Consider the following 25977-nt stretch of genomic DNA (forward strand, 5'->3'; position numbering starts at 1 on the left):
AGGCGCACACCGGAGCAATAGCCCGGCTATTGCGAGGATTTGCAACGCCGCAGACCGCCCGATCCGCAGATGCACACGGCGCGGTGATTCGTGCAGAGGTTCCCTAGATTAATCGATAGACACAACAGCAAGGACTCCCTGTGGCAGGACACAGCAAATGGGCCAATATCCAGCACCGCAAGGGGCGGCAGGATGAAAAGCGCGGCAAGATCTGGACCCGGATCATTCGCGAGATCACCGTCGCCGCGCGCGCCGGCGGGGGCGACGTCTCCGCCAACCCGCGCCTGCGGCTGGCCATCGACAAGGCCAAGGCCGCCAACATGCCGGCCGACCGCATCAAGTACAACATCGACAAGGCCACCGGCAATGCCGAAGGCCTGACCTACGAGGAAATCCGCTACGAGGGCTACGGCATCGGCGGCGCGGCCATCATCGTGGACACGATGACCGACAACCGCGTGCGCACCGTGGCCGAGGTGCGCCACGCGTTCAGCAAGTACGGCGGCAACATGGGCACGGAAGGCTCGGTGGCCTTCCAGTTCAAGCACGTGGGCCAGCTCATCTTCGCCCCCGGCACGAGCGAGGACAAGGTCATGGAAGTGGCCCTGGAGGCCGGCGCCGAAGACGTGGTGACGGACGAGGACGGCGCCATCGAGGTGCTCACCGCGCCCGGCGACTTCGAGGCCGTGAAGAACGCCCTGGAGGCCGCGGGCCTGACGCCCGACGCCGCCGACGTGACCATGCGCCCCGACGTCACCATCGACCTGGCCGGCGAGGACGCCGAGCGCATGCAGAAGCTCCTGGACGTGATCGAAGACCTCGACGACGTGCAGGAGGTCTACCACAACGCCGCGCTCTGAAGGGCGACGCACCCGGACACCCCATGAAAGTTCTTGTCATCGGAGGCGGCGGCCGTGAACACGCAATGGCCTGGAAACTCTCGCAGTCTCCCAAGGTCACCAAGGTCTACGTGGCCCCCGGCAACGGCGGCACCGCCCTCAACTCCAAGCTCGAAAACATTCCCGTGACCGACGTGCGCGCGCTGCGTGCCTGGGCGCAGGAGCAGAAGATCCAGCTCACCGTGGTCGGCCCCGAGGCACCCCTGGCCGCCGGCGTGGTGGACGAGTTCCGCGCGCACGGCCTGCGCATCTTCGGCCCCACCAAGGCCGCTGCGCAGCTGGAAAGCTCCAAGGCGTTCTCCAAGGCCTTCATGCGCCGCCACGGCATCCCCACGGCCGACTACGACACCTTCACCGATCCGGCGCTGGCCCATGCCTTCATCGACCGCCTGGGCGCGCCCATCGTGGTCAAGGCCGACGGCCTGGCTGCCGGCAAGGGCGTGGTCGTGGCGATGACCGCGCAGGAGGCCCACGACGCGGTGGACTTCATGCTCGTGGACAACAAGTACGGCGTGAGCCACAACGAGGGCGGTGCGCGCGTGGTGATCGAGCAGTTCCTCGAAGGCGAGGAAGCGAGCTTCATCGTGCTGTGCGACGGCAAGAACGTCGCCGCGCTGGCCACGAGCCAGGACCACAAGCGCCTGAAGGATGGCGACCAGGGCCCGAACACGGGCGGCATGGGCGCGTATTCGCCCGCGCCGGTGGTCACGGCCGACGTGCATGCGCGCGCCATGCGCGAGATCATCCTGCCCACCATCCGCGGCATGGAAAAGGACGGCATCCCCTACACGGGCTTCCTGTACGCCGGCCTGATGATCGACGCCAAGGGCCATCCCAAGACGCTGGAGTTCAACTGCCGCATGGGCGACCCCGAGACCCAGCCCATCCTCATGCGCCTCAAGAGCGACCTGGTGGATGTGCTGGGCGCCGGCGTGGACGGCAAGCTCGACCAGGTCGAGCTGCAGTGGGACCGCCGCCCCGCGCTGGGCGTGGTCATGGCCGCCCACGGCTACCCGGAAAGCCCCCGCAAGGGCGACGCCATCACCGGCCTGCCGGCGGACGCGGACGACGCCATGGTGTTCCATGCCGGCACCGAGCTGCAGGACGGCGTGGTGCGCACGACGGGCGGCCGCGTGCTCTGCGTGACGGCGCTGGCCGACAGCGTGAAGCTGGCGCAGCAGCGCGTCTACGACGTGGCGCGCGGCATCCACTTCGACGGCGCGCAGTACCGCCGCGACATCGGCCACCGGGCGGTGAAGAGCTGATGGCCACGGCATCCGGACCGGGGCGCGTCCCGGGCGCTTCCGCCCCGCCGCCGGACGCGGCCGAGCGCGTGCGCGCCTACCTGGTGGACCTGCAGTCGCGCATCACCAACGCCATCGAGAGCGTCGAGGGGCAGGGCGGTGCGCGCTTCCTCTCCGACGCCTGGAGCAAGGCCCCGGGCGAGCCGCTGCAGGGCGACGGCATCACCCGCATCCTCGAGGGCGGGCGCGTGTTCGAGCGCGCCGGCTGCGGTTTCTCGCACGTGCGCGGAGCTGCGCTGCCGCCCTCGGCCACACAGCACCGGCCCGAGCTGGCCGGCGCGCCGTTCGAGGCCATGGGCGTGTCGCTGGTGTTCCACCCGATCAATCCCTACGTGCCCACCGTGCACATGAACGTGCGCATGATCGCCGCGGCGCGCGACGGGCAGCCGCCCGTGTGCTGGTTCGGCGGCGGCATGGACCTCACGCCCTATTACGGCTTCGAGGAAGACGCGGTGCACTTCCACCGCAGCTGCCGCGACGCGGTCTATCCGTTTGGCGAAGGGCTCTACCTGCGCTTCAAGCGCTGGTGCGACGAATACTTCTACCTCAAGCACCGCGACGAGCAACGGGGCATCGGCGGCATCTTCTTCGACGACTTCTCCGAGTTGGGCTTCGACCGCAGCCTCGCGATGATGCAGTCGGTGGGCGATGCCTTCCTGGGCGCCTACCTGCCGATCGTGCAGCGGCGCCAGGGCATCTACTTCGGCGACCGCGAGCGTTCCTTCCAGTGCTACCGGCGCGGCCGCTACGTCGAGTTCAACCTCGTCTGGGACCGCGGCACGCATTTCGGGCTGCAGTCCGGCGGACGCACCGAGTCGATCCTGCTCTCCATGCCCCCCCTGGCGGGCTGGGCCTACCAGCGGCAGGACGCCCCGGGGACGCCCGAAGCCGAGCTCACGCGGCGCTTCCTCGTGCGGCGCGACTGGCTGTGAGCCGCCGCCACATGCCCCCGCGGAGGGCGCAAAGCTATAATTTCAATAGCTGCCTGCGTCCGCCTCGCCCAGGCAACCGGCAGGAAACACCCTCCAACCCCGCTGCGGTGGCGCATCCCGTTGCTGCAGCGCTCCATTGGCTCCCGCGCGGGTTGCGCGCTATATTGCCTCTCACCCCCAACACTTCCCGTCCCTGATGACCACCTCCACCCGTTCGGAATCCGCCGCCAAGAAGGACGTCACGAAACTCCAGCGCGCCATCGTCGATGGCCTGGAGGACGTCAAGGCGCAAGACATCCAGGTGTTCAACACCGAGAAGCTGTCGCCGCTCTTCGAGCGGGTCATCGTGGCGTCGGGCACGTCCAACCGGCAGACCAAGGCCCTGGCCGCCAGCGTGCGCGACGCCGTGCGCGAAGCGGGCTTCCCCAAGCCGCGCACCGAGGGCGAGGACAACGGCGAGTGGATCATCGTGGACTGCGGCGCCGCCGTGGCCCACATCATGCAGCCGGCCATCCGCCAGTACTACCGCCTGGAGGAGATCTGGGGCGAGACGCCGGTGCGCCTGAAGCTGGGCGCCGCCAAGCCCGTGAAGGCCGCCGAATCCAGCGATGCCGCCCCTGCGAAGAAGAAGGCCGCGCCGCGCAAGAAGGCGACCGAGGCCGAAGCGGAAGTGCCGGCACGCAAGCCGGGCCGCAGCAAGGCCGCTGCCGCTGCCCCCGCTCCGGCTCCCGCGAGGAAGGCGGCCGGCAAGGCCGCGCCCGTGAAGGCCGCGGCTGCGAAGAACCCGGCGAAAGCCCCGGCCAAGGCCCCCGCAAAGACCACGGCCAGGACCGCTGCCGGCAAGTCGCCCGCAGCCAAGTCGGCCGCACCGAAGGTGAAGACGGTGGTGGTGAAGCCGGTGGCCCGCAAGCCCGCGGCCAAGTCCGCCGCTGCGAAGAAAGCGCCTTCGGCCCGTCCCGCCGCACCGCGTGCGGCTGCCGCCAGGAAGGCCCCGGCCCGCAAGAAGGCCGGCTGAGTGAACCGTCAGGCAGGTGTGCCGCCGAAAGCCTGGTGCGTGAACCGGGCCCCGGCGGAACATCCGCGGAGCATTGATCGATGAAGCTGCTCATCGTGGCCGTGGGCCAGCGCGTGCCCGACTGGGCGCAGACTGCCTACGACGACTATGCCAAGCGGTTCCCGCCCGAGCTGAAGGTCGAACTCAAGGCCGTCAAGACCGAGCCGCGCGGCTCCAAGACGCTGGAAACCCTCTACGCCGCCGAGCGCGAGCGCATCGAGGCCGCCATCCCGCGCGGCACCCGTATCGTGGCGCTCGACGAGCGCGGCACCTCGCTCACCACCAAGGCCCTGGCCGCCCGCCTCAAGGATTGGCAACTGGGCGGTGACGACGTGGCGCTGGTCATCGGCGGCCCGGACGGGCTCGACCCGGCCTTCCGCCAAGCCGCGCACGAGCGCATCCGCCTCTCGGACCTCACGCTGCCGCACGCGATGGTGCGGGTGCTGCTGATCGAGCAGCTCTACCGCGCATGGTCCGTGAACGCGGGCCATCCCTACCACCGGGAGTAGCCTCCGCGCAGCGGCGCCAGACCTGCATCGCGTGCGTCTGTCCGCCGCAGGTTTCGCCGCCGGGCAGGTCGCCCTGCAGGACGAAGCTCGCATGCCGCAGCAGCGCCAGGGAGGCGGCATTGTCCGCATGCACGTGCGCATCCAGGTGCCGCAGCCCGAAGCCCTGGAAGCAACCGCGCAGCAGCGCCTCCAGCGCCTCGCGCATGAAACCGTGCCGCTGGTGGGTGCGGGCGATCTCGTAGCCGACCTGCGCCGTCCGCTCCACCGGGTCCCAGCCCTTGAGCTGGCAAAGCCCGATCAGGCCCGGCACATCGCGCCGCTCGATCGCCCAGCAGATGTCGGGCACCGGCTTGCGGCCGACCATCACCATCCACGCAGCGAACACCTCGGCGGCCTCCAGGTCGGCCAGCGGCGCATAGCCGATCCAGGTGCCCGGCGCGCGGGCATCGCTCATCGCTAGCAGGGCAGGGGCGTCCTCCAGGACGACGGGGCGCAGGCGCAGGCGCTCGGTGTGGAAGCTGGGAAGACCATCGGACATGCCGGCATCTTCGTGCCGGCCGGCGGCGTGCCCGCGCGGCCATCCGATGCCATGCACCGCCGCGCGAAGCGGCTCCGGCATCCGCTATCCTGCCGCCGTGAACCCGAACCCATCTTCCCCTTCCCCAGACACCTCTGCCACGCAGGCCACCGCGCCGTCCTTCGTGTACTTGGCCTCGCAGAGCCCGCGCCGCCGCCAGTTGCTCGACCAGATCGGCGTGCGGCACGTGCTGCTGCTGCCCAATGCCGATGGCGATGCCGTCGTGGAAGACGCCGAGGCCATCGAGGCGCCCCGGCCCGGCGAGGCGCCCGCGCGCTACGTGCAGCGCGTGACCGGCCTCAAGCTGGATGCGGCCGTAGCGCGGCATGCGCGGCGCGGCCTGGAGCCCGCGCCCATCCTGTGCTCCGACACCACCGTGGCCCTGGGCCGCGACATCCTCGGCAAGCCCGACGACGAGGCGCATGCACGGCAGATGCTCGCCCGCCTGTCCGGCAGCACCCACCGCGTGCTCACCGCCGTGGCCGTGCAGGTGCCGGGCGGCGCGCGCCACGCGGCGCTGTCGGTCTCGCAGGTGCGCTTCGCGCCGATGACCACGGAGCAGATCGCGGCCTATGCCGCCAGTGGTGATCCGCTGGGCAAGGCCGGTGCGTATGGCATCCAGGGCCCGGCGGCCCGCTACGTGGAGCGCATCGCGGGCAGCTACACCGGCATCATGGGCCTGCCGCTGTTCGAGACGGCGCAGCTGCTGCGGCAGGCCGGCCTGCCCGGCTGAGGGCGTGAATCCCGCTCCCGGCGCACAGGGGGCCGTTGAGGCATCATCGGTTCCCGAGCACCCCCTCCCATCCCGCCCGCCCTCGACCTGCGCCGCCCGCCATGCAACAAGACATCCTCATCAATTGGTCCCCCCAGGAAACCCGCGTCGCCGTGGTCGAACACGGCGCCGTGCAGGAACTGCACGTGGAGCGCACGCTGGAGCAGGGCTTGGTGGGCAATGTCTACCTGGGCAAGGTCTCGCGCGTGCTGCCGGGCATGCAGTCGGCCTTCATCGACATCGGTCTGGAGCGCGCGGCCTTCCTGCACGTGGCCGACGTGTGGCACCGGCAGGAGGGCGGCGAGGCGCCCATGTTCGCGCGCAAGGGCGAACCTCCGGTGCCGATCGAGAAGCAGGTGTTCGAAGGGCAGGCGCTCATGGTGCAGGTCATCAAGGACCCGATCGGCACCAAGGGCGCGCGGCTGTCCACCCAGGTCAGCATCGCCGGGCGTCTGCTGGTCTTCCTGCCGCAGGACGACCACGTGGGCGTATCGCAGAAGATACCGGCTGCCGAGCGCGACGCGCTGCGCGCCCGCCTGCAGGCCCTGGTGGGCGACAAGGCCACGGGCGGGGGCGGCGGCTTCATCCTGCGCACCAACGGCGAGGATTCGTCCGATGCGGAACTGGCCGAAGACATCGCCTACCTGCGCAAGACCTGGGCGCGCATCAAGGAGGCCGCGATGCGCCAGCCGCCTGCCTCGCTGCTGCACCAGGACCTGAACCTGCTGCAGCGCGTGCTGCGCGACCTCGTGGGCGAGGAAACCGCCAGCATCCGCATCGACTCGCGCGAGCAGTTCGCCCTGCTGCAGGCCTTCGGCCGCGAGTTCACCCCGGCCGCCGTGCCCAAGCTGCAGCTGTACAAGGGCGAGCGGCCCATCTTCGACCTCTACGGCATCGACGAGGAGATCGCCCGCGCCCTGGGCCGGCGCGTGGACCTGAAATCCGGCGGCTACCTCATCGTGGACCAGACCGAGGCGCTCACCACCATCGACGTGAACACCGGCGGCTACGTCGGCGCGCGCAACTTCGACGACACCATCTTCAAGACCAACCTGGAAGCCGCCCAGGCCATCGCCCGCCAGCTGCGGCTGCGCAACCTGGGCGGCATCATCATCGCGGACTTCATCGACATGGCGCGTGAAGACCACCAGCACGCCGTGCTCGCCGAATTCCGCAAGCAGCTCGCCCGCGACCGCGTCAAGACCATGACCGGCGGCTTCTCCCAGCTCGGCCTCGTCGAGATGACGCGCAAGCGCACCCGTGAATCCCTGGCCCACATGCTCTGCGAGCCCTGCGCGCACTGCCAGGGCTCGGGGCAAGTGAAAACCGCCCGCAGCGTCTGCTACGACATCCTGCGCGAGATCCTGCGCGAGGCCCGCCAGTTCAACCCGCGCGAGTTCCGGGTGGTCGCCTCCGCCAAGGTGGTGGAGCTGTTCCTGGACGAGGAGAGCCAGCACCTGGCGGGGCTGTCGGATTTCATCGGCAAGCCGATATCGCTGCAGGCGGAGAGTGGGTTGGGGCAGGAGCAGTACGACATCGTGTTGTTGTGAGGGTCAGGGCTTGGCGTCGGGGCAGCTTGGTATCTGCGCCTCTTTCGTGCATTCCGGCGGGATGCTTTCGAAGAGTACATCGCGACCTACGCGTACGCGGTTCATGTCAACCGACGGGTCCAAATACCAGTGGATCTCGCCGTTCAGCCAAAGGTCAACCACTTCACTCTCGCCCAGCAAGGTCTTGGGCTCGATGCGATAGAGCCGGACCACATAAGGCATTTTGAAGCGCGGATGGGTGATGCGCTGCAGGAAAGAGGCTTTGTGGAACTCCAGGCGGTACACCCGGTGCGGGCTGTTTTCGGCATCTGCGAAGGTGGGCGTTGCCAGAGCCCATCCCGCCAGGAACAACGCGTTCAGGCCGAGGAACCAGAGGATGCAGGGCACGTTCTTGAGGTGGGAAAACTTCATTACCGCTCCGTGCGATGTGGTGCCAACGGGAGCGATCGTCAGGGCTTGGTGTTGGGGCAGCCCGGTATCTGTGCTGCATCCGTGCATTCCGACGGGATGTTTTTGAAGATGACATCTCTGCCCACATAGACCTTGTTGGCTTGTACGGGCGGATCGAGTTGCCAATCGATATCGCCGTTCAACCAGAGATCCACCACTTCACTCTGACCTAGCAAGGTCTTGGGCTCGATGCGATAAAGCCGTACCACATAGGGCATCTTGAAGCGTGGATGGGTGACGCGCTGCAGGAAGGATGCTTTGTGAAACTCCAGGCGGTACACCCGATGCAGGCTGTTTTCCGCATCGACGAAAGTGGGCGTTGCCAGGGCCCAGCTCGCCAGGAACAACGCGTTCAGGCCGAGGCACCAGACGATGCAGGGCACTTTCTTGGGGTTGTATAGCTTCATTACCGCTCCATGCGATGTGGCGCCGTGGGAAGCGAGCATCAGGGCTTGGCGTTGGGGCAACCTGGCATATCGCCTGCCGCTGTGCACTCCGACGGGATGTTTTCGAGAACGACTCCCGGGCCCACATAGACTTTGTTGGCTTGCACAGGCGGGTCGAGTTGCCAGTCGATTTCGCTGCCATCCATGAGATCGACCACCTTGCTTTCACCCAGGAGCTCCTTGGGATCAACCCGGTACAGGCGGACGATGGCAGGGGCTTCCTGGTCGCGATGCACGATGCGCTGCCATGGCGATGCACGGTGAATTTCCAATCGATAGACGGAATGGGGGCTGTTGTGGGTCATGAAAAGCGTTGGCGTGGTCGCATACCAGCCCAATACCACGCAGGCATTCAACGCCAGGCACCAGACGAGACAAGGCACATTCTTGAGGTTGGGCAGTTTCATCACCACTGCACTGGGATCAGGAGTGGGTAGCTCACGTGGTGCGTACCTGGGCGCAATATTCAGTGCTTGGTATCAGGGCAGCCCGGTATCTGCGCCTCTTTCGTGCATTCCGGTGGAATGTTCTCGAAGGTGACATCCTGGCCTACGTGTACCCGGTTCAGTTCTACGGGCGGATCCAAGTACCACTGGATTTCGCCGTTCAGCCAGAGATCGACCACTTCACTCTGGCCCAGCAAGGTCTTGGGCTCGATGCGATACAACCGCACCACATAGGGCATCTTGAAGCTCGGGTGCGTGATGCGCTGCAGGAAAGAGGCTTTGTGGAACTCCAGGCGGTACACCCGGTGCGGGCTGTTTTCGGCATCTGCGAAGGTGGGCGTTGCCAGAGCCCATACCGCCAGGAACAACGCGTTCAGGCCCAGACACCAGACGATGCAGGGCACTTTCTTGAGATTGGAAAGTTTCATTGCCGGTGCGTGCGATGTCGTGCCGTCGGGAGAGATCTTCAGGGCCTGGTGTTGGGGCAACCTGGTATCTGTGCCGCTTCCGTGCATTCCGACTGGATGTTTTTGAAGATGACATCCCTGCCCACATAGACTTTGTTGGCTTGTACGGGTGGATCGAGTTGCCAATCGATATCGATCCCGCTCCGAAGATCGACCACTTGGCTTTCGCCCAGCAGCTCCTTGGGATCGACCCGGTGCAGCCGGACAATGAAAGGAGCCTTCTGGTCGTAATGCAAGATGCGCTGCCACAGAGATGCGTGATAGAGCTCCAGCCGATAGACGTAGTGGGGGCTGTTGTAGCTGTTGAAGAGCGTCGGCGTGGTCGCATACCAGCCCAGTACCACGCAAACATTCAACGCGAGACACCAGACGATGCAGGGCACGTTCTTGAGATCGGACAGCTTCATTACCACTCCAGCTTGATCGGAAAAGGAAGGCGAACACGATGCACGTCTGAGACGATCATGAAATCTCCACCTCGCCCGTGCAGGGCGCGCCATTGTCTGAAATGCCGGTTCTGCACCAAGTAGCTCTGGAGGCTTGCGTCGTCGGCATCGGCATACATCCATCGCTCGTTGAGGGGGACGTCCATCGCGGACCGGGGGGCGCGGCCCACACCATGCGGCCCCCAGAAGCCCAGCGGCTGAGATATGAAGGAATCGTCATTGAAGTCATAGGAATCGCGCAGGTAGAAGGCCAACTCATCGACCGCGATGGCAGCCTTGCCATGCCCATTAGGTGTCACCATGCCTGAGACGGCGATCTTGAGCGTGGCCTCGCCAATGGCGCCGTAGAAATCATCCATGGGGTCGCCGAACCGGCCTACGTCCAGGAAATTCACCTGGCAGGTGCTGTCCAAGACTTTGGCCGGTGGGTTCAAGTCTCCGAAACGCCATGGCTGGATTTGTCCGACTGCTTGTTGTGCAACCTTCCGTTGCAACTGTTCTATCCCGGCATGGCTGCTCCATTGCGCTTGCAATCTCGACACTGCAGTCTGCACACGGGTGAAGCCCAGCGCCCACTGCATGGTGACCGTGTTTTCTTCCAGCTGCGAAGCGGGTGTAGCCGCTGAGGAGGGGCACTGAGTTTGATCGGCAGCGTGATCTCAAACGCCGCGCCCCTGAACCACCGCTCCATCAACGCTGCCGCCACCGGCCACCCCAGGCGCGAGCGCATCACGCCCGGAATGTCATCCAGCCGGAACCGCCGTACCTTCGGCGGCAGCTTGTCTTCCAATTGCGCACGCAGGCGCTCCGTATCGACATGGACGATGCCGTTCATGTGTCCCTTCCCTCTGCTGTTTTTCTTGGGGCCGGATTCTGGAGGCAAACATCTGCGGGTGCCACAAAAGTGGGGTTGCGGTATGGTTACGAAGCGCAACTGCCGCGCTGACGAACCTCCCCGCCTGCAGGGACGGGGCGGTGCCTCACTGGGGTCCGAAGTCCCGTGCGTGCAGCGAAGGTCCGTCACTGCTGGACGGCCGCCTAACCAGATTTTTTTACCGTACGCGTAAAAACGGGGTTGCAAATCGCCGCGAATACGGCAATAGTTTTCACAAAGGGCTACAAGGCCCGTCATAAGAAAACTCTTGGGAGGGGTCCCGATGAACCAGTTCAAGGCATGGGCGAACTGTCGCCACGGCGCCATGGCCGTGGCTTTGTCCGCACTCTTCTTGCCATGCGGCGCCGCATTCCACGTGTTGCCGAAGGTAGGCGGCGTGGGCCAGAGGAGTCTGCAACCAAGTATAGGGTAAATGATGAGAAATGGCTGCCGCGGGAAAGAGTTCCTGCCGCCAAATTACAAACCAAGGCTCGGGGGAGGATTGGTATGCATATTTCCATGAAAATGCGTGGGCACAGCGACGGGCTTTGCTTTTTGTGGCTTGTCTTGCTCTTGGCATCTTGTAGCGTGATCGCACAACCGAAGGCCCAGTCAACATCTGAGCCGGCATCCTTTCCTGTTGCGCCGATGACATCTAAGTCGGGAACCCTTCCAGTCATTTCCCCGCCTGATCCGGTCATAGGGGGATTGCCGTGGTTGATAATTGCCAAGGATCGATTTATCACGGACTCCGCTGAGATAAAATTTCATATTAGAAATTCTGAAAATCCGCAGAAAAATCTGGAGGATTTCCGCATTGCGATGGAGCAGGCCCGGCGTACTCTGGAGCAAGATAGACGCGACAAAAATATCACAAAGGAGGAGTATGTGAGGGATATGGAAAGCTATCGTCGTTCCATTGATGCGTATCGCGAGTTGCAAAAATAAAACCGGGAAGGTTGGGGTAAAAATATGTTAAACGATCTCATCATTAGTCTGCTTTACCTCTATCTCCCGGGATTTCTGGTGGTTTTGCTGTTGGCATTTCCATCGTCAATGGCGATAGGAAGACTGTCGCCAGTACCCAGGAAGGAATCTTCAATTCTCATCATCGGGCTTAGCTTTTGTGGGTATGTCGTTGGAGTGGTAGCGGGAAACAGCCGATCCCCCATCATTGAGTCACTGTTGACGGCAATGATTGGGCTCATAACGGGGTTGGTTGCTTACGTGCATACCAAGGACAGCATGAAGTCACAAGGATTGCGTACTTTTTCATCGATTGCACTGATCGCGCTGCTGTCGGCAATCCTGCTCGGATTGCTTATCGGAGGTGTGTACAAGAAGAGATTCGAGGTGGCTCAAAAATCCGAGGAGCGCTACGCTATTTATTTCACCCAGTTGGCTATTCCGCTGTGTCTAGAGGAGCAGAAGCGACTGATCGCGGGCGGCGAGTTAAAGACAAATATGTGCGCGGCGGTCGAAGCAGCTTTTACGGAAAACAAGGCAAAATAATTTGTTGATTGATCTTCGTTTGACGAAGGTACGAGGCTATAGGTTACTTACCTTTGGAGGGGATGGAAAATGGCAAACACAAATGATTCAATAAATTGGCCGATTATTTATGTCAGAGGATTTGCTTTCTCGGCGAGTGAGAGAGACGCTACCGCTGCAGATCCATACTGTGGATTCAATGTCGGCTCAACGGTCTACCGAGCGACGGTGGACAAAGAAAAAGCAAAGTCGTTCTTTTTTGAATCTCCATTAGTCCGCCTCGCGTCGGATCATGGTTACAAAGTGCTATATCGTGATGGATTGGAGATCGCAGACCCCGCTTGGACCAGCGGCGCTGAGGGTGAAAGGCGTGCAGCAGAAGGCATTGATCTCGCTTCCATTATTGTTCATCGTTTCTACGACGCTGGCTCAAATCTGAGGGGTGGCGGGAAGTCTTCTTCGATCGTAGATTATGCGAAGGAGCTCGGCATACTAATTGCAAGAGTGCGTGAATTGGTGCGGCCAAAAGCTGAAAAGAGTCTCGCAGGCTACACGGATGAACAATTCAAATGTTATCTTGTGGCTCACTCCATGGGCGGACTGATCGTACGAGCCTTACTGCAGGACCCTGGGAATGATGTCTCCGAAATTGATTTCTCAGGGCAGCGCAGAAAGGTATCTCCTGTTCGAAGCTGCGTAGCCAAGGTTTTTACCTACGCTACGCCCCATAACGGGATTGAGTTTGCTGGGGTAAATGTTCCGGAGTTCTTGAAGGATGTCAGCAACTTCAATAGAGAAAAAATGCAGGCTTATCTGAATAATGCTCCGATCGATGGAAAAGTAAATTATCTCCCTGCAGACATTATTCCGCCTCCATCGCACTGGTTCACCATGGTCGGAACAAATCGGTTGGACTATGACGTCGCGGCAGGACTGTCGCGCACATTCGTAGGACGGGGTAGCGATGGTCTCGTGCGCATCGACAACGCAAAGCTCTGGTATCAGGAGGCAAGGACGGACTCAGCCACACTCAGGGATATGCCTGTTGCGTGCGCGTATGCCTACCGTGCACATTCTGGCCCTTTCGGAATCGTGAACAGTGAAGAGGCATATCAGTGCCTGCGCCGATTTCTTTTCGGAAATTTTCGTGTCGAGCTTTGGCTGGATATTCATGACGTGCGCCTGCCGCTGGATGTGCAGAAGCAGGAGTGGCAAGGGCGGAAAGTGGATGCAATCTATCAGGTGGAATTGGTCGCAGCCCCTCGTGGAAAATCTTGGGCGCTCAGTCGACGCAAATCGGAGGAGGACTCGCCGGCGTGCAGAACATATCAGGAGATCAAGAAAGGTGTTTCGGAGCCCATACATCTTTCAACGGTTTTTCTTATGAATTCGGCAAAGGTTCAACCTGATCGGCCTGGCCTCTCCTACGCCGTCACGCTCGGCATTAAGGTGCCGGACTACGAAGTGGAGCGAGCGTTTTGGCGTGATGGCCACTACGAGGGAGTTTCACTTTTTAATGACTCTCTCATCGTGACCATTTTTGATCCGAAGGCGCATTCCGAAGAGATAAACACAGTTACCAGCGACTGGTTGGTGCGCTACAGCTGGGCGAAGCGGCAGAACAATGCGCGCATTGCGCCCGCAGAACGGGGTAGTGAAAAGGTATTCCCGGTCAACGAAATTTCCAAACCATTTTCTTTAGATATTCCTCTGCATACGGATGACATGCATGGTGGGATTGGCGCGATTAGCGCAACGCTGCGGATGGAGGCGAGGGCGTGGTCGTAGTACGAATGCCATTGACGCGCCACTACAGGTCGGGCTGGAATTCGAGCTATGTGTACAACTGGGTGTCTCTCATGGTGTCATTTGAATAAGGCCGCAAAGTTCGTCTGACTGATATGAATATCAGCGTTAATGTCGCATCCTGAGTGATTGCATAAATTCAAATTGCTATCCGCTATTCATGGCCCAAGCGGTGTTACAGGAGTTGAGGGGGGTGACTTGATTCTTCCTTATTTTCGTCATTTTCTAATTTGACGGACTTCACTTCCATCCAGCTGGTACGGCTATCGGGGAGCACGTCAGTGGCATGAGCCCTGGAAGAGCGCCATGGCGAACCATCGGCTAAGGGTCCGTGGCCCGTACCGGGAACGAGAACGCGAACTCGGTGCCGTGCTCGTGGCTGGACTGCACGACCACCTGCCCGCCGTGCGCCTGCGCGATCGCACGCACGATGAACAGGCCGAGCCCGACGCTGCGCGCGGAGGTGTCTTCCGCGGTGACGCCGCGCACCATGGGCTGGAAGAGGCGGCCCAGGGTGTGCCGGGGGATGGGGTCGCCATGGTTGTGCACGGCCAGGCGGGCGGTGCCCGATTCCACCGCGGTGGCGACCGTGACGGTGCTGCCTGGCGTGCCATAGGCCATGGCATTGCCCACGAGGTTGCCCAGGAGCTGGGCGATGCGGTCCGGGTCGGCGCTGATCTCTCCGCCGCCCGTGGCGATGTGTTCGATGGTGCGGCCGGGGAAGGCCACCGAGAGCTCCTCGATGATCCGCGCCGCGAGCTGGTGGAGGTCCGTGGGGCGGCGCGAGACGCTCAGGCCCGCGCCGAGGCGCACGACCGTGAAATCGAGCAGGTCGGCGATGAGGCGCTTGGCGCGCTGCCCGGCACGGGTGATGTTGCCCAGCATGCGCGCGGCCGTCTCCGGCGGGGTGGGCGTGGGCGAGGCCGCCTGCCGTGTAAGCATGTCGGCGGCCAGGAGGATGGTGGTGAGCGGGTTGCGCAGGTCGTGGCTGACGATGCCGATCATCTGCTCGGCGAACACGGCGCGGTCTTCCGCGAGGGCGCGCCCTTGTTCGGCTTCGGTGATGTCGCTGAAGATGCCCACGAATTCCGTGAGCATGCCGTCCTCGCCCCGGAATCCCTGGCCGGAGGAGACGAGCACGCGGCGGTGTCCCTTCGCGTCGGTGATGCGGTGCTTGAACTGGTAGGGCTCGCCGGTGCGCAGGGCGCGGTCGAGTGCGGCGCGTTCCGCGGCGCGGTCTTCGGGCACCACGTGGGCCACGAAGTCGTCCTCGCCCACGGGCCGCTCCGGGTCCAGGCCCAGCAGGACGGCGACGTCGGTGCCGAAGCGCCGCCGGCCGGTGGCGGGGTCCAGGTCCCACATATGGATGGCCCCGGACTGCATGGCCTGCCGCAGGCGCGAGCGGGACGCCTGCAGGGCCTGCTGCGCCTGCCGCTCCTTGGCCACCATGTCGTCGGCGCGCTTGCGGGCGGCCAGCAGTTCGCGCTCGTATTTGTTGCGCTCCTCGGCCACCATCACGGCGATCTCGTCGAAGGCGTCCTCGCCGCTGGTGCGGCGCACCACGTTGAGCAGGGCGGGGAAGGTGCTGCCGTCGCCGCGGCGGATGTCGAGCTTGACCTCCGAGATGGCGCCCTGCATTGCCAGCATGGGCTGCCAGTGGGTCTGGTGGAAGATCCGGCCGCCCACGGTGAAAAGCTCCTGCAGCTTCTTTTGCCGTACCAGTTCGTGCGGGGGGATGCCGGTCCACTGGCACAGGGTCCGGTTGACCTTGAGGATCAGGCCGGACGTGCTGGTCACCAGCAGCCCGCAGGGCATGCGGTCGAAGAGTTCTTCCGCTTCTACCATCCGATCGAGCCGAGGAATTCGTCCATCACCACGCTGCAGGCGCCGGGTGCGCTGAGGTGCGGGCAGTGCCCTACGTTCTCGATCACCCGCAGCATGCCCCGGGGCAGGTGGCGGAGCATGTAGTCGCCCACGGGGCGCGGCGCGATGATGTCATCGCTGGACTGGATGACCAGCGCCGGCTCCTTCAAACGGTGCAGGTCGGCCCGGTTGTCGGAGAGGAAGGTGACGCGCGCGAATTGCCGGGCGATGTCGGGATCGGTGCGGCAGAAGCTGGCCGTGAGCTCTTCGCCCAGCTCGGGCCGGTCGGGCGCGCCCATGATGGCGGGCGCCATCTGGCTCGCCCAGCCGAGGTAGTTGGAGTCGAGGGTGTCCAGCAGGGAATCGATGTCCTCGCGGGAGAAACCGCCCACGTAGTCGCCGTCGTCGATGTAGCAGGGGGAGGGGCCGACCATGACGTGGCCGGCGATCCTTCCGGGGCGGTGGGTGCCGGCCAGCAGGCCGATCATGGCGCCCACCGAATGCCCCACGAAGACCACGGGGCCCTGCGCGAATTCGTCGATGATCTCCAGCACGTCGTCCGCATAGCCGTGGAGCGAGGCGTATTTGCCGGGATCGTAGGCGCCCAGGTCGGACAGGCCGCTGCCCACCATGTCGAAGGTGATGGTGCGGCAGCGCGCTGCATAGCGCGGTGCCAGCAGCCGCCACATGTTCTGGTCGCAGCCGAAGCCATGGGCGAACACGAGGCATCCGGTGCCCTGGCCCTGGACCTTCACATTGTTTCTGCGCCCGACCGACATGCAAGCTCCTGGTAATGCCCGGGCGATGCCAGCCGCGGTACGACGCAACCATTATGGGACATCTGTCCAGTTGGCGAGGGGGCATGACCAGTGGGGCCGTGGGTGAAACGGCGCGCGCCGTGGAATCCGGCAGAAAAGGGGCCGCACGGGTGCGCGATGGCGGCTTTTTCCGCGGGGTGTTTCGTGCCTGTCCGATCCGCTTCGCGGGCACGGCGCGCGGCGGCGGCCCTGGTCCGTAGATTGGGCTGATCGCAGGCCTCCCCCGAGAACGCGGGAGGCCGTTCCTGCACACCCATCCTTTCCTTGCAGCCATGCCCATTTCATCCCTGCGTAACGCTACCGCGTCACCCACCAACGCCGCTGCAGCGCTGTTGCCCCACGGGGGCGACGACAGCGCGGCCGGAGCGGCGCCCGAAACCCCACATGGCTCCCTGCCGGCCCTGGATGCGGGGTCCCTCCGCAGCCTGCGGCGCGCGAATTCCATGCCGTCGCCGCAGGCCGCGGACGCCCTGTTGCGGGCGTCCCTGCCCACGCGCCCCGCCAGCGATGCCGTCGCGCTGCCGGCACAGGCGCTGCCGGTGCTGCAGGCTGCGCAGGGGCTGGTCCATGCCCTGATAGCACCCGCGCAGGCGCGGGACGCGGAGGTTGTTCAGCGGCTGCAGCGCAATACCCAGGTGCTGCTGGACAAGGGCATCGACACCCCGGAAAAGCTGCAGCGCTTTCTCTCCGCTGCCTGGCGCCACGACGCGGTGCTCGGCTTCGCGGGGCTGGGTTTCAGCAACGGGGCGGGGTACATGGCCGGCATCACGGCAGCCAACGAGAAGCTGGTGTCGCTGCTGCCCACGGACCTGCTGCGGAATACGCCGCGGCTGGGCTTCGTGGTCGGCCTGGGCGTCGGCGCGTTGGACGTGCTGGTGAGCGCGGTCGGCAATGCGGTGGTCGCGCCGCGCCTCTACAACGGCCCTTCCGGGCTGGACCGCCTGCCCGCCGCGCTGCGTCCGGATCCCCATGCCGAGCAGATCCGCAATGCCGGCCTGGCAGCAGGGTTCAACGTCGCGAAGAACCTGCCGCGCGTGGTGGAGCCGTTCGTGCAGGCCGCGATCGAGGGCCGGGGCGACAACAGCGTGAGCCGCGTGTGGGCGGACCGCATCGATGCGTCGCTGCTCGACGGCTTCGGAGGGATGCTGGCCGCAGGCGCCCGGGGCGTGCACAGGCTTTCGCAGGCGGTGCCCTACGATGCGCGCATGCTGCTGCGCAGCGACCTGGGCGAGGTCATCGACCAGACCCGGCGCCCGTGGAAGGAATCCCTGCAGGGCGTCGGCTCCGCGGCGCTCGAGGGCGCTAAGTCGCTCGTGACCTCTCCCGTGCCCGTGGCGGTGGTGGCCACGGTGGGGTGCTTCATCGCCGAGCTGTTCGCGGCCAATGCGTCCATCGACCGCGCCGGGTCGCCCGCAGGGCTGCCGGCGGACCGGGCGGACGCCGGCATGCTCTCGGGCAAGCGGGCGTCGTCGGTGCTGATCATGGGGTTGATGTCCGGCACGATCGAGCTGGGCGCGCCCTATGCCGCTCGGGGCGGTGCCTATGTGGCCCGCACGATCCACCAGGGCCTGCAGCAGACGTCCTCGAACCTGATGGCCTGGGCCCAGGCCCGCTTCGGCGCCGCGGAGCCGGACCTGGAAGCGGGCCGGCCGCGGTAGGGCGGGTGACGCGCGGCCCGGCCCCGGGCCTGCGGTCTGCGCGTTTTCCCCGAGGAAGATGTTCACGCAATTAGTTGACATCTAAATCATCTATTCCTAAAGTTGCTGCAGGCCCGGACGGCCCTGGAGACCTGCGCATGAAGATCGTTTGCATCGGTGGCGGCCCGGCGGGCCTGTATTTCGCGCTGCTCATGAAGCAGCAGGACCCCGCCCACGACGTCACCGTGGTGGAGCGCAACAAGCCCTACGACACCTTCGGCTGGGGCGTGGTGTTTTCCGACGCCACCATGGACCACATGCGCACGTGGGACCGCGAGACTGCCGACGAGATCCAGGAGGCTTTCAACCACTGGGACGACATCGAGCTGCGCTTCAAGGGCCGCACGATCCGCTCGGGCGGGCATGGCTTCGTGGGCATCGGGCGCAAGAAGCTGCTCAACATCCTGCAGGCGCGCTGCGAGCGCCTGGGCGTGAAGCTGGTGTTCGAGACCGAGGCCGCCTCCGACGAGGACTATCCCGACGCCGATCTCGTCGTCGCCTGCGACGGCGTGAACTCCCGCATCCGGGGCCGCTACGCCAACGTGTTCCAGCCCGACATCGTCACGCGGCCCAACCGCTACATCTGGCTGGGCACGCACAAGCTGTTCGATGCCTTCACGTTCGATTTCCAGCGTACGGAGCACGGCTGGTTCCAGGCGCACATCTACAAGTTCGACGACCGCACGACCACGTTCATCGTCGAGTGCCCGGAGGCGGTGTGGAAGGCGCATGGCCTGGACGGGGCCGACCAGGACCAGTCCATTGCCTTCTGCGAGCGGGTGTTCGCCGACACGCTGGGCGGAGCGCCCCTGATGAGCAATGCGCGCCACCTGCGCGGCTCGGCCTGGCTGAACTTCCAGCGCGTGGTGTGCGCGCAGTGGTGGCTGCGCAACCCCCGCGGCAGCCACGTGGTGCTGATGGGCGACGCGGTGCACACGGCGCATTTCGCGATCGGCTCGGGCACCAAGCTCGCCATCGAGGATGCGATCGAGCTCGCGCGCCAGTTCGGCCGCCTGGGCGGTGGCCGCGAGGGCATCCCCGCCGTGCTCGCGGCCTACCAGGAAGCGCGCCGCGTGGAGACGCTGCGCATCCAGAACGCGGCCTGGAACGCGATGGAATGGTTCGAGGTGTGCGGCGATCGCTACTGCGACCAGCTGGAGCCCGAGCAATTCATGTATTCCATGCTCACGCGCAGCCAGCGCATCAGCCACGAGAACCTGCGGCTGCGCGACGCGGGCTGGCTGGAAGGCTACGAGCGCTGGTTCGCGCACCGCGCGGGCATCGACGTGCCGGCTGGCAGCCGGCCGCCGCCGCCCATGTTCACGCCGCTCACCGTGCGCGGCGTGGCGCTGAAGAACCGCATCGTGGTCTCGCCCATGGCGCAGTATTCGGCGGAAGACGGCCTGGTGGGCGACTACCACCTGGTGCACCTGGGGGCGCGCGCCATGGGCGGTGCCGGCCTCGTGTTCGCCGAGATGGCCTGCGTGAGCGCCGAAGGCCGCATCACCCCGGGCTGCCCGGGCCTGTACCGGCCCGAACACACGGTGGCATTTCGCCGTATCGCCGACTGGATCCATGCGAACACCGACGCGAAGTTCGGCATCCAGATCGGCCATGCAGGCGCCAAGGCCTCCACGCGCCGGGCCTGGGAGGGCATCGACCAGCCGCTGCCCGAAGGCAACTGGCCCATCGTGTCCGCCTCGCCGCAGCAGTACCTCGAAGGCGTGAGCCAGCGCGCGCGGCAGATGACGCGCGCCGACATGGATGCCGTGCGCGAGCAGTTCGCCCAGGCCGCGCGCGCCGCCGATGCCGCGGGCGCGGACTGGCTGGAGCTGCACTGCGCCCACGGCTACCTGCTGTCGAGCTTTCTCTCGCCGCTCACCAACCAGCGCGATGACGGGTACGGCGGTCCGCTGCAGAACCGCCTGCGCTACCCGCTGGAGGTGTTCGCCGCGGTGCGCGCCGCCTGGCCGCAGGACAAGCCGCTGTCGGTGCGCATTTCCGCCCACGACTGGGTGGAGGGCGGCACCACGCCGCAGGATGCGGTGGAAATCGCCCGGGCGTTCAAGGCGGCCGGTGCGGACATGATCGATTGCTCCTCGGGCCAGGTGAGCAAGCGCGAGAAGCCGGTGTATGGCCGCATGTTCCAGACGCCGTTCGCCGACCGCATCCGGCAGGAGGCGGGCATCGCCACCATCGCCGTCGGTGCGATCAGCGAGGCGGACCATGCCAACAGCATCCTGGCCGCCGGCCGCGCCGATCTGTGCGCCGTGGCGCGGCCCCACCTGGCCAACCCGGCCTGGACGCTGACCGAGGCCGCGCGCATCGGCTACACCGCGGTGGAGTGGCCGCGGCAATACCGCTCGGGCAAGCAGCAGCTGGAGGCGCATTTCGAGCGCGAAAAATCCATGGCGGCCGCCGCGGGCGGAAAGGGCTGATGATGGACCAATCCAGACGGCATGCCCTGGTGACGGGCGGCACGCGCGGCATCGGCGCCGCCATCGCCCGGCGGCTCGCGGCCGATGGCCTGCAGGTGACGGTGCTCGGCCGCGATGCGCAGGCCGCGCAGGACTTCGCCGCCAGCGATGCGGCACACCTGCACGGCGTGGCCGCCGACGTGGCCGATGCGCGGCAGGTGGCGCAGGCGCTGGCGTCCGCCCGGGAGCGGTTCGGCCCGGTGCAGGTGCTGGTGAACAACGCCGGCCAGGCCGAGAGCGCCCCATTCCTCAAGACCGACGCGAGGCTGTGGCAGCGCATGCTGGATGTGAACCTGACCGGCACCATGGTCTGTACCCAGGCCGTGCTGCCCGGCATGCTGGAGGCCGGCTGGGGCCGCATCGTCAATGTGGCGAGCACGGCGGGGCAGGTGGGCTACGCCTACGTGGCGGCCTACTGCGCGGCCAAGCACGGCGTGATCGGCCTCACGCGGGCGCTGGCGCTGGAGCTGGCCGCGAAGGGCGTCACGGTGAATGCCGTCTGCCCCGGTTACACCGATACCGACATCGTGCGCGAGAGCATCGACCGCATCGTGGCCAAGACCGGCCGCAGCGCCGAGGCCGCGCGGGAAGGCTTCGTGCGCGCCAATCCGCAGGGCCGGCTGGTGGCACCCGACGAGGTGGCCGACGCGGTGGCCTGGCTGTGCACCGATGGTGCGCGGTCGGTGAACGGGCAGTCCGTCTCGGTCAGCGGCGGCGAGGTCATGTGAGCAGCCGGCCGGAAAGAACGAACCGCACCATGGCCACCCGCAAGCAGAGCTTCCGCCTCGTGCAGGCACTGGGCGACGAGCACATCGGCCTGGAGGCGCGCGCCCAGGCCGGCGACCACCTGGACATCAAGATCTGGCTGCGGCTGCTGGCCTGCAGCACGCAGATCGAGCAGCAGGTGCGGCAGTGGCTGCGCACCCGTTTCGACACCACGCTGCCGCGCTTCGACTACCTCGCCCAGCTGGACCGGCATCCCGACGGGCTGCGCATGAACGTGCTCTCGCGCTATCTCATGGTCACGGGCGGCAACGTCACGGGCCTGACGGACCAGCTCGTGAAGGAAGGGCTGGTCGAGCGCGCCGAAGATCCGGAAGACCGCCGCTCCTGGCGCGTGCGCCTGACGGACAAGGGCCGGACCGATTTCGCGGCCATGGCGGCGGAGCACGAGCGCTGGCTCTCCGGCCTGTTCGACGGCCTGCCGTCGGCCAGCAAGGACGCGCTCTACGAACACCTCGGCCTGCTGCGCGTGCACCTCGTGCAGCGGCCAGTCCCGGGCGAAGCGGCCGGCCTTCCCGACACCCCATCGAAACGCAGCAGGAAATCCCTCCCATGACCGAACCCCGCATCGATCCCCGGCTCGTCGCCGGCAACCGCCGGCCGCTTGCCGGCTATCAGGCCGAACACTTCCTGTGGAGCGTGCAGGCCGGCGTGGCCACGATCACGCTGAACCGGCCCGAGCGCAAGAACCCACTCACTTTCGACAGCTATGCCGAGCTGCGCGACCTGTTCCACGGGCTGCGGCTGGCCGACGACGTGCGGGCGGTGGTGCTGGTGGGCGCGGGCGGCAACTTCTGCTCGGGCGGCGACGTGCACGAAATCATCGGGCCGCTGGTCGCGCTGAAGGCGCCCGAACTGCTGATGTTCACCCGCATGACGGGCGAGCTGGTGAAGGCCATGCGCACCTGCCCGCAGCCGATCGTGGCCGCGGTGGATGGCGTGTGCGCCGGTGCGGGCGCGATCATGGCGATGGCCTCGGACCTGCGCCTGGGCACGGCGCGCAGCAAGACGGCCTTCCTCTTCAATCGCGTGGGGCTGGCGGGCTGCGACATGGGCGCCTGCGCGATGCTGCCGCGCATCGTCGGCCAGGGCCGCGCGAGCGAGCTGCTCTACACCGGCCGCAGCCTGGGCGGGGAGGAGGGCGAGCGCTGGGGCTTCTTCAACCGCCTCTGCGAATCGGACGCGCTGCTGCCCGAGGCGCAGGCGCTCGCCACGCAGCTGGCCGAAGGGCCGGCCTTTGCCAACGGCATCACCAAGACCATGCTGCACCAGGAGTGGGCCATGACCATCGAGCAGGCCATCGAGGCCGAGGCGCAGGCGCAGGCGATCTGCATGCTGACGGAGGACTTCTCGCGCGCCTACCACGCGTTCGTCGCAAAACAGAAACCGCGCTTTGAGGGGAACTGACATGGCGGACACCACCTACCTCGACTGGCCGTTCTTCGAGCCGCGGCACGCGCAGCTGGCCCGCGACCTGGACGCCTGGGCACGGGCCCATCTGCATGCACAGCACGGCCCCGACGTGGACGCCGAATGCCGCGCGCTGGTGCGCGCGCTCGGCGATGGCGGCTGGCTGCGGCACGCCGTGGGCGAATCCGGCGCCGCCATCGACACGCGCACGCTCTGCCTGATCCGCGAGACGCTGGCGCGCCATGCGGGCCTGGCGGATTTCGCGTTCGCGATGCAGGGCCTGGGCAGCGGTGCGATCAGCCTGCACGGCACGCCGCAGCAGCGCGCGCGCTACCTGGAGCGCGTGGCGCGCGGCGAGGCAATCGCCGCCTTCGCGCTGTCGGAGCCCGAGGCCGGCTCCGATGTCGCGGCCATGGGCTGCACGGCCCGCGCGGAAGGCGGCGACTATGTGCTCGACGGCGAGAAGACCTGGATCTCCAACGGCGGGATCGCGGACTTCTACGTGGTGTTCGCACGCACTGGCGAGGCGCCCGGGGCGCGCGGCATCAGCGCCTTCATCGTCGATGCCGACACGCCGGGCTTCTCGATTGCCGAGCGCATCGAGGTGATCGCACCGCACCCGCTGGCCCGGCTGCGCTTCGACGGCTGCCGCGTGCCCGCCGCGCAGCGCCTGGGCGCGCCCGGCGAGGGCTTCAAGGTGGCCATGCGCACGCTGGATGTGTTCCGTACCTCGGTGGCCGCGGCGGCGCTGGGCTTCGCTCGGCGCGCGATGGACGAGGCGCTGTCGCGCGCCACCACGCGCCGCATGTTCGGCGGCGTGCTGGCCGACTTCCAGCTTACCCAGGCGAAGCTCGCGCAGATGGCCACGGCCATCGACAGCGCGGCGCTGCTCACCTACCGCGCCGCCTGGCTGCGCGACCGCGGCGCGACTGTCACGCGCGAGGCCGCCATGGCCAAGATGACGGCCACCGAGAACGCACAGCAGGTGATCGATGCGGCGGTGCAGCTCTTCGGCGGGCTGGGCGTCGTGAGCGGGCAGCCGGTGGAACGGCTCTACCGAGAGATCCGCGCACTGCGCATCTACGAAGGGGCGACCGAGGTGCAGCAGCTCATCATCGGCCGCGACCTGCTCAAGTCCGCAGCGGCTGCCGGGGCCGCCGCCGGCTGACGCCGCCCTGTCGTACGACGGCCTTTACGCACGACGGCCCATCGATCCGGACCCCGGAAAGGACAAGGAAGACGCCATGCATGCCAGCGCCCACGCCGATACCTTCGCGCGCGACCGCCTTCCGCCGGCCGCGCAGCAGCCCGAGTACCTGTTCGAACTGCCGGAACTGCAGTTCCCCGAGCGCCTGAACTGCGCCGATCCGCTGCTGGACGTGCATGTGCGCGAAGGGCGGGGCGGGCGGTTGTGCATCCGGGCGCCGGGCGGTGTCGCCTGGACCTATGCCGACCTGCAGGACAAGGCCCACCGCATCGCCAACGTGCTGGTGCACCGCATGGGCCTGCAGCCCGGCAACCGCGTGCTGCTGCGCGCGCCCAACAATCCCATGCTCGCGGCCTGCTGGTTCGCGGTGATGAAGGCTGGCGGCATCGCCGTGGCCACCATGCTGTTGCTGCGCGCCAAGGAATTGAAGGCCATCATCGACATCGCCCAGGTCACGCATGCGCTGTGCGACGCGTCGCTGGCCGAGGAACTGGCGCTGGCCGCGCAGGAGCCCGGCTCGCCGCTGCGCGCGGTGCGGCATTTCCATGACGCCGGGCCGGAGGGGCTGGAGGCGCTGATGGCCGGGGCCTCGGCCGATTTCACGAACGTCGACACCGCCTCCGACGACTGCTGTCTGCTGGGCTTCACCTCCGGCACCACGGGGGTGCCGAAGGCGACGATGCATTACCACCGCGATGTGATGGCGATCTGCCACTGCTGGCCGCCGCATGTGCTGCGTCCGCGTGCGGACGACGTCTTCATCGGCAGTCCGCCGCTGGCCTTCACCTTCGGGCTGGGCGGGCTGCTGCTCTTTCCGATGCACATCGGCGCCTCCACGGTGCTGCTCGAAAAGGCCGGGCCGCCGCAGTTGCTGGAGGCCATCCAGCAGTTCGGGGCGACGGTGCTGTTCACGGCGCCCACCTCGTACCGCGCGCTGGCGGCCGATGGTGCGCTGCTGCGCGGCACGCCGCTGCGCAAGTGCGTGTCCGCCGGCGAGGCGTTGCCCGCCTCGACGCGCGCGCTGTGGAAGGAAGCGACCGGCATCGAGCTGATCGACGGCATCGGCGCCACCGAGATGCTGCACATCTTCATCTCCCACGACGAGGCCGGCGCGCGGCCCGGTGCCACGGGCAGGCCCGTGCCGGGCTACCGGGCCCGTGTGGTGGACGAGGCGGGCCGCGAGGTGCCGCCGGGCACCGTGGGCCGGCTGGCGGTGCAGGGGCCGACGGGCTGCCGCTACCTCGCGGACGAGCGGCAGCGGGCCTATGTGCAGGACGGCTGGAACCTGACGGGCGACGCCTACCTGATGGATGCGGACGGCTACTTCTTCTACCAGGCGCGTACCGACGACATGATCGTCTCGGCCGGCTACAACATCGCCGCGCCCGAGGTGGAGGAGGCGCTGCTGGCCCACCCCGCGGTGGCGGAATGCGCCGTGATCGGCGTGCCGGACGCGCAGCGCGGCCAGATCGTCAAGGCCTTCGTGGTGCTGCGTCCCGGCACCGCGGCGGACGATGCCACCGTGCAGCTGCTGCAGGATTTCGTCAAGCGCACGGTCGCTCCGTACAAGTACCCCCGCGCCGTGGAATTCACCGATCGGCTGCCGCGCACGCAAACGGGGAAGCTGCAGCGCTTTAAGCTACACGCCCCGGCATGATGCCGGCGCGCGGGGCTGCCGTCGCGCGCCACCCATCCCTTC

25 protein-coding genes and 1 pseudogene are annotated in these 25977 nt (G+C 66.3%); 17 read left to right on the top strand and 9 right to left on the bottom strand.

The genetic code is table 11. The features are described from left to right. The first annotated feature begins 140 nt into the window (after nt 1-140). The 5 genes from ACAV_RS10160 to rlmH all read left to right on the top strand — a co-directional run bounded on the left by ACAV_RS10160 (nt 141) and on the right by rlmH (nt 4698). Nucleotides 141-860, top strand: coding sequence for a YebC/PmpR family DNA-binding transcriptional regulator (locus ACAV_RS10160; RefSeq protein ID WP_011796273.1), 720 nt, complete (start codon nt 141-143; stop codon nt 858-860). A gap of 23 nt (nt 861-883) precedes the next feature. Next, nucleotides 884-2164, top strand: a complete 1281-nt coding sequence (gene purD, locus ACAV_RS10165) for a phosphoribosylamine--glycine ligase (protein ID WP_013594483.1) — start codon at nt 884-886, stop codon at nt 2162-2164. Next, nucleotides 2164-3135: an oxygen-dependent coproporphyrinogen oxidase gene (hemF, locus tag ACAV_RS10170; protein WP_013594484.1), complete on the top strand. Its 972-nt coding sequence runs from the start codon at nt 2164-2166 to the stop codon at nt 3133-3135. The genes purD and hemF overlap by 1 nt, the downstream gene beginning before the upstream one ends. Nucleotides 3136-3331: 196 nt before the next feature. Beyond that, on the top strand, nt 3332-4150 hold the full coding sequence (gene rsfS / locus ACAV_RS10175; protein ID WP_013594485.1) for a ribosome silencing factor: 819 nt from the start codon (nt 3332-3334) through the stop codon (nt 4148-4150). Between the two features lie 80 nt (nt 4151-4230). Next, a complete protein-coding gene (gene rlmH / locus ACAV_RS10180; protein WP_013594486.1) occupies nt 4231-4698 on the top strand; it encodes a 23S rRNA (pseudouridine(1915)-N(3))-methyltransferase RlmH in 468 nt (155 codons plus the stop codon). On the opposite strand, the gene ACAV_RS24080 is transcribed toward rlmH, so the two are convergent. Beyond that, nucleotides 4604-5236 carry a GNAT family N-acetyltransferase gene (locus ACAV_RS24080; protein ID WP_013594487.1) on the bottom strand — a complete coding sequence of 211 codons (633 nt, stop codon included), beginning with the start codon at nt 5234-5236 and terminating at the stop codon, nt 4604-4606. The two genes, rlmH and ACAV_RS24080, sit on opposite strands and share 95 nt — an antisense overlap. A gap of 46 nt (nt 5237-5282) precedes the next feature. Between ACAV_RS24080 and ACAV_RS10190 the strand changes: the two genes are divergently transcribed. Beyond that, nucleotides 5283-6008: a Maf family protein gene (locus ACAV_RS10190; protein ID WP_013594488.1), complete on the top strand. Its 726-nt coding sequence runs from the start codon at nt 5283-5285 to the stop codon at nt 6006-6008. A 101-nt stretch (nt 6009-6109) separates the two neighbouring features. Further along, nucleotides 6110-7597, top strand: a complete 1488-nt coding sequence (rng, locus tag ACAV_RS10195) for a ribonuclease G (RefSeq protein WP_013594489.1) — start codon at nt 6110-6112, stop codon at nt 7595-7597. 3 nt (nt 7598-7600) lie between these two features. On the opposite strand, the gene ACAV_RS10200 is transcribed toward rng, so the two are convergent. The 6 genes and pseudogenes from ACAV_RS10200 to ACAV_RS10225 form a co-directional block, all read right to left on the bottom strand. Further along, complete coding sequence (locus tag ACAV_RS10200) at nt 7601-8008, bottom strand: hypothetical protein (RefSeq protein ID WP_013594490.1); 408 nt, start codon at nt 8006-8008, stop codon at nt 7601-7603. Between the two features lie 38 nt (nt 8009-8046). After that, on the bottom strand, nt 8047-8454 hold the full coding sequence (locus ACAV_RS10205; protein WP_013594491.1) for a hypothetical protein: 408 nt from the start codon (nt 8452-8454) through the stop codon (nt 8047-8049). Nucleotides 8455-8492: 38 nt separating this feature from the next. After that, nucleotides 8493-8900 carry a hypothetical protein gene (locus ACAV_RS10210; protein WP_013594492.1) on the bottom strand — a complete coding sequence of 136 codons (408 nt, stop codon included), beginning with the start codon at nt 8898-8900 and terminating at the stop codon, nt 8493-8495. Between the two features lie 59 nt (nt 8901-8959). After that, the gene (locus ACAV_RS10215) at nt 8960-9367 is read right to left on the bottom strand and encodes a hypothetical protein (protein ID WP_013594493.1); all 408 of its coding nucleotides are present in this window, start codon (nt 9365-9367) and stop codon (nt 8960-8962) included. A 38-nt stretch (nt 9368-9405) separates the two neighbouring features. Next, entirely contained in the window at nt 9406-9813 is a 408-nt protein-coding gene (locus ACAV_RS10220) for a hypothetical protein (RefSeq protein ID WP_013594494.1), read from the bottom strand. Beyond that, nucleotides 9813-10687 (bottom strand): annotated as a pseudogene (locus ACAV_RS10225) (DUF6402 family protein). Before ACAV_RS10225 ends, ACAV_RS10220 begins: the two are co-directional and overlap by 1 nt. Before the next feature lie 339 nt (nt 10688-11026). On the opposite strand from ACAV_RS10225, the gene ACAV_RS24595 reads away from it, so the two are divergent. The 3 genes from ACAV_RS24595 (at nt 11027) to ACAV_RS24085 (ending at nt 14005) form a co-directional block, all read left to right on the top strand. Beyond that, on the top strand, nt 11027-11674 hold the full coding sequence (locus ACAV_RS24595; RefSeq protein WP_157768755.1) for a hypothetical protein: 648 nt from the start codon (nt 11027-11029) through the stop codon (nt 11672-11674). 24 nt (nt 11675-11698) lie between these two features. Further along, nucleotides 11699-12238, top strand: coding sequence for a hypothetical protein (locus ACAV_RS24600; RefSeq protein WP_157768756.1), 540 nt, complete (start codon nt 11699-11701; stop codon nt 12236-12238). Between the two features lie 69 nt (nt 12239-12307). Next, nucleotides 12308-14005, top strand: coding sequence for an esterase/lipase family protein (locus tag ACAV_RS24085; protein ID WP_013594497.1), 1698 nt, complete (start codon nt 12308-12310; stop codon nt 14003-14005). A 339-nt stretch (nt 14006-14344) separates the two neighbouring features. Here the strand turns inward: ACAV_RS24085 and ACAV_RS10235 are convergent, their stop codons facing one another. Beyond that, the gene (locus tag ACAV_RS10235; RefSeq protein ID WP_013594498.1) at nt 14345-15868 is read right to left on the bottom strand and encodes a sensor histidine kinase; all 1524 of its coding nucleotides are present in this window, start codon (nt 15866-15868) and stop codon (nt 14345-14347) included. Next, nucleotides 15862-16665 carry an alpha/beta fold hydrolase gene (locus tag ACAV_RS10240; protein WP_013594499.1) on the bottom strand — a complete coding sequence of 268 codons (804 nt, stop codon included), beginning with the start codon at nt 16663-16665 and terminating at the stop codon, nt 15862-15864. Before ACAV_RS10240 ends, ACAV_RS10235 begins: the two co-directional genes overlap by 7 nt. 311 nt (nt 16666-16976) lie before the next feature. Between ACAV_RS10240 and ACAV_RS10245 the strand changes: the two genes are divergently transcribed. From ACAV_RS10245 to ACAV_RS10275, 7 genes are all read left to right on the top strand, one after another. After that, entirely contained in the window at nt 16977-18362 is a 1386-nt protein-coding gene (locus tag ACAV_RS10245) for a hypothetical protein (RefSeq protein ID WP_013594500.1), read from the top strand. Nucleotides 18363-18499: 137 nt separating this feature from the next. Next, nucleotides 18500-20839 (top strand): bifunctional salicylyl-CoA 5-hydroxylase/oxidoreductase, encoded by a 2340-nt coding sequence (locus ACAV_RS10250; RefSeq protein ID WP_013594501.1) that lies wholly within the window; start codon nt 18500-18502, stop codon nt 20837-20839. 2 nt (nt 20840-20841) lie between these two features. Next, the gene (locus ACAV_RS10255; RefSeq protein ID WP_085944770.1) at nt 20842-21606 is read left to right on the top strand and encodes an SDR family NAD(P)-dependent oxidoreductase; all 765 of its coding nucleotides are present in this window, start codon (nt 20842-20844) and stop codon (nt 21604-21606) included. A gap of 29 nt (nt 21607-21635) precedes the next feature. Continuing rightward, nucleotides 21636-22217 carry a MarR family winged helix-turn-helix transcriptional regulator gene (locus ACAV_RS10260; protein WP_013594503.1) on the top strand — a complete coding sequence of 194 codons (582 nt, stop codon included), beginning with the start codon at nt 21636-21638 and terminating at the stop codon, nt 22215-22217. Continuing rightward, nucleotides 22214-23068, top strand: a complete 855-nt coding sequence (locus tag ACAV_RS10265) for an enoyl-CoA hydratase family protein (RefSeq protein ID WP_013594504.1) — start codon at nt 22214-22216, stop codon at nt 23066-23068. The genes ACAV_RS10260 and ACAV_RS10265 overlap by 4 nt, the downstream gene beginning before the upstream one ends. Nucleotide 23069: 1 nt before the next feature. Then, nucleotides 23070-24239 (top strand): acyl-CoA dehydrogenase family protein, encoded by a 1170-nt coding sequence (locus ACAV_RS10270; protein ID WP_013594505.1) that lies wholly within the window; start codon nt 23070-23072, stop codon nt 24237-24239. A gap of 76 nt (nt 24240-24315) precedes the next feature. Further along, nucleotides 24316-25935, top strand: a complete 1620-nt coding sequence (locus ACAV_RS10275) for an AMP-binding protein (RefSeq protein ID WP_013594506.1) — start codon at nt 24316-24318, stop codon at nt 25933-25935. The last annotated feature ends 42 nt before the right edge of the window (nt 25936-25977 follow it).

The sequence above is a fragment of the Paracidovorax avenae ATCC 19860 genome, assembly GCF_000176855.2.
Lineage (GTDB): Bacteria > Pseudomonadota > Gammaproteobacteria > Burkholderiales > Burkholderiaceae_C > Paracidovorax > Paracidovorax avenae.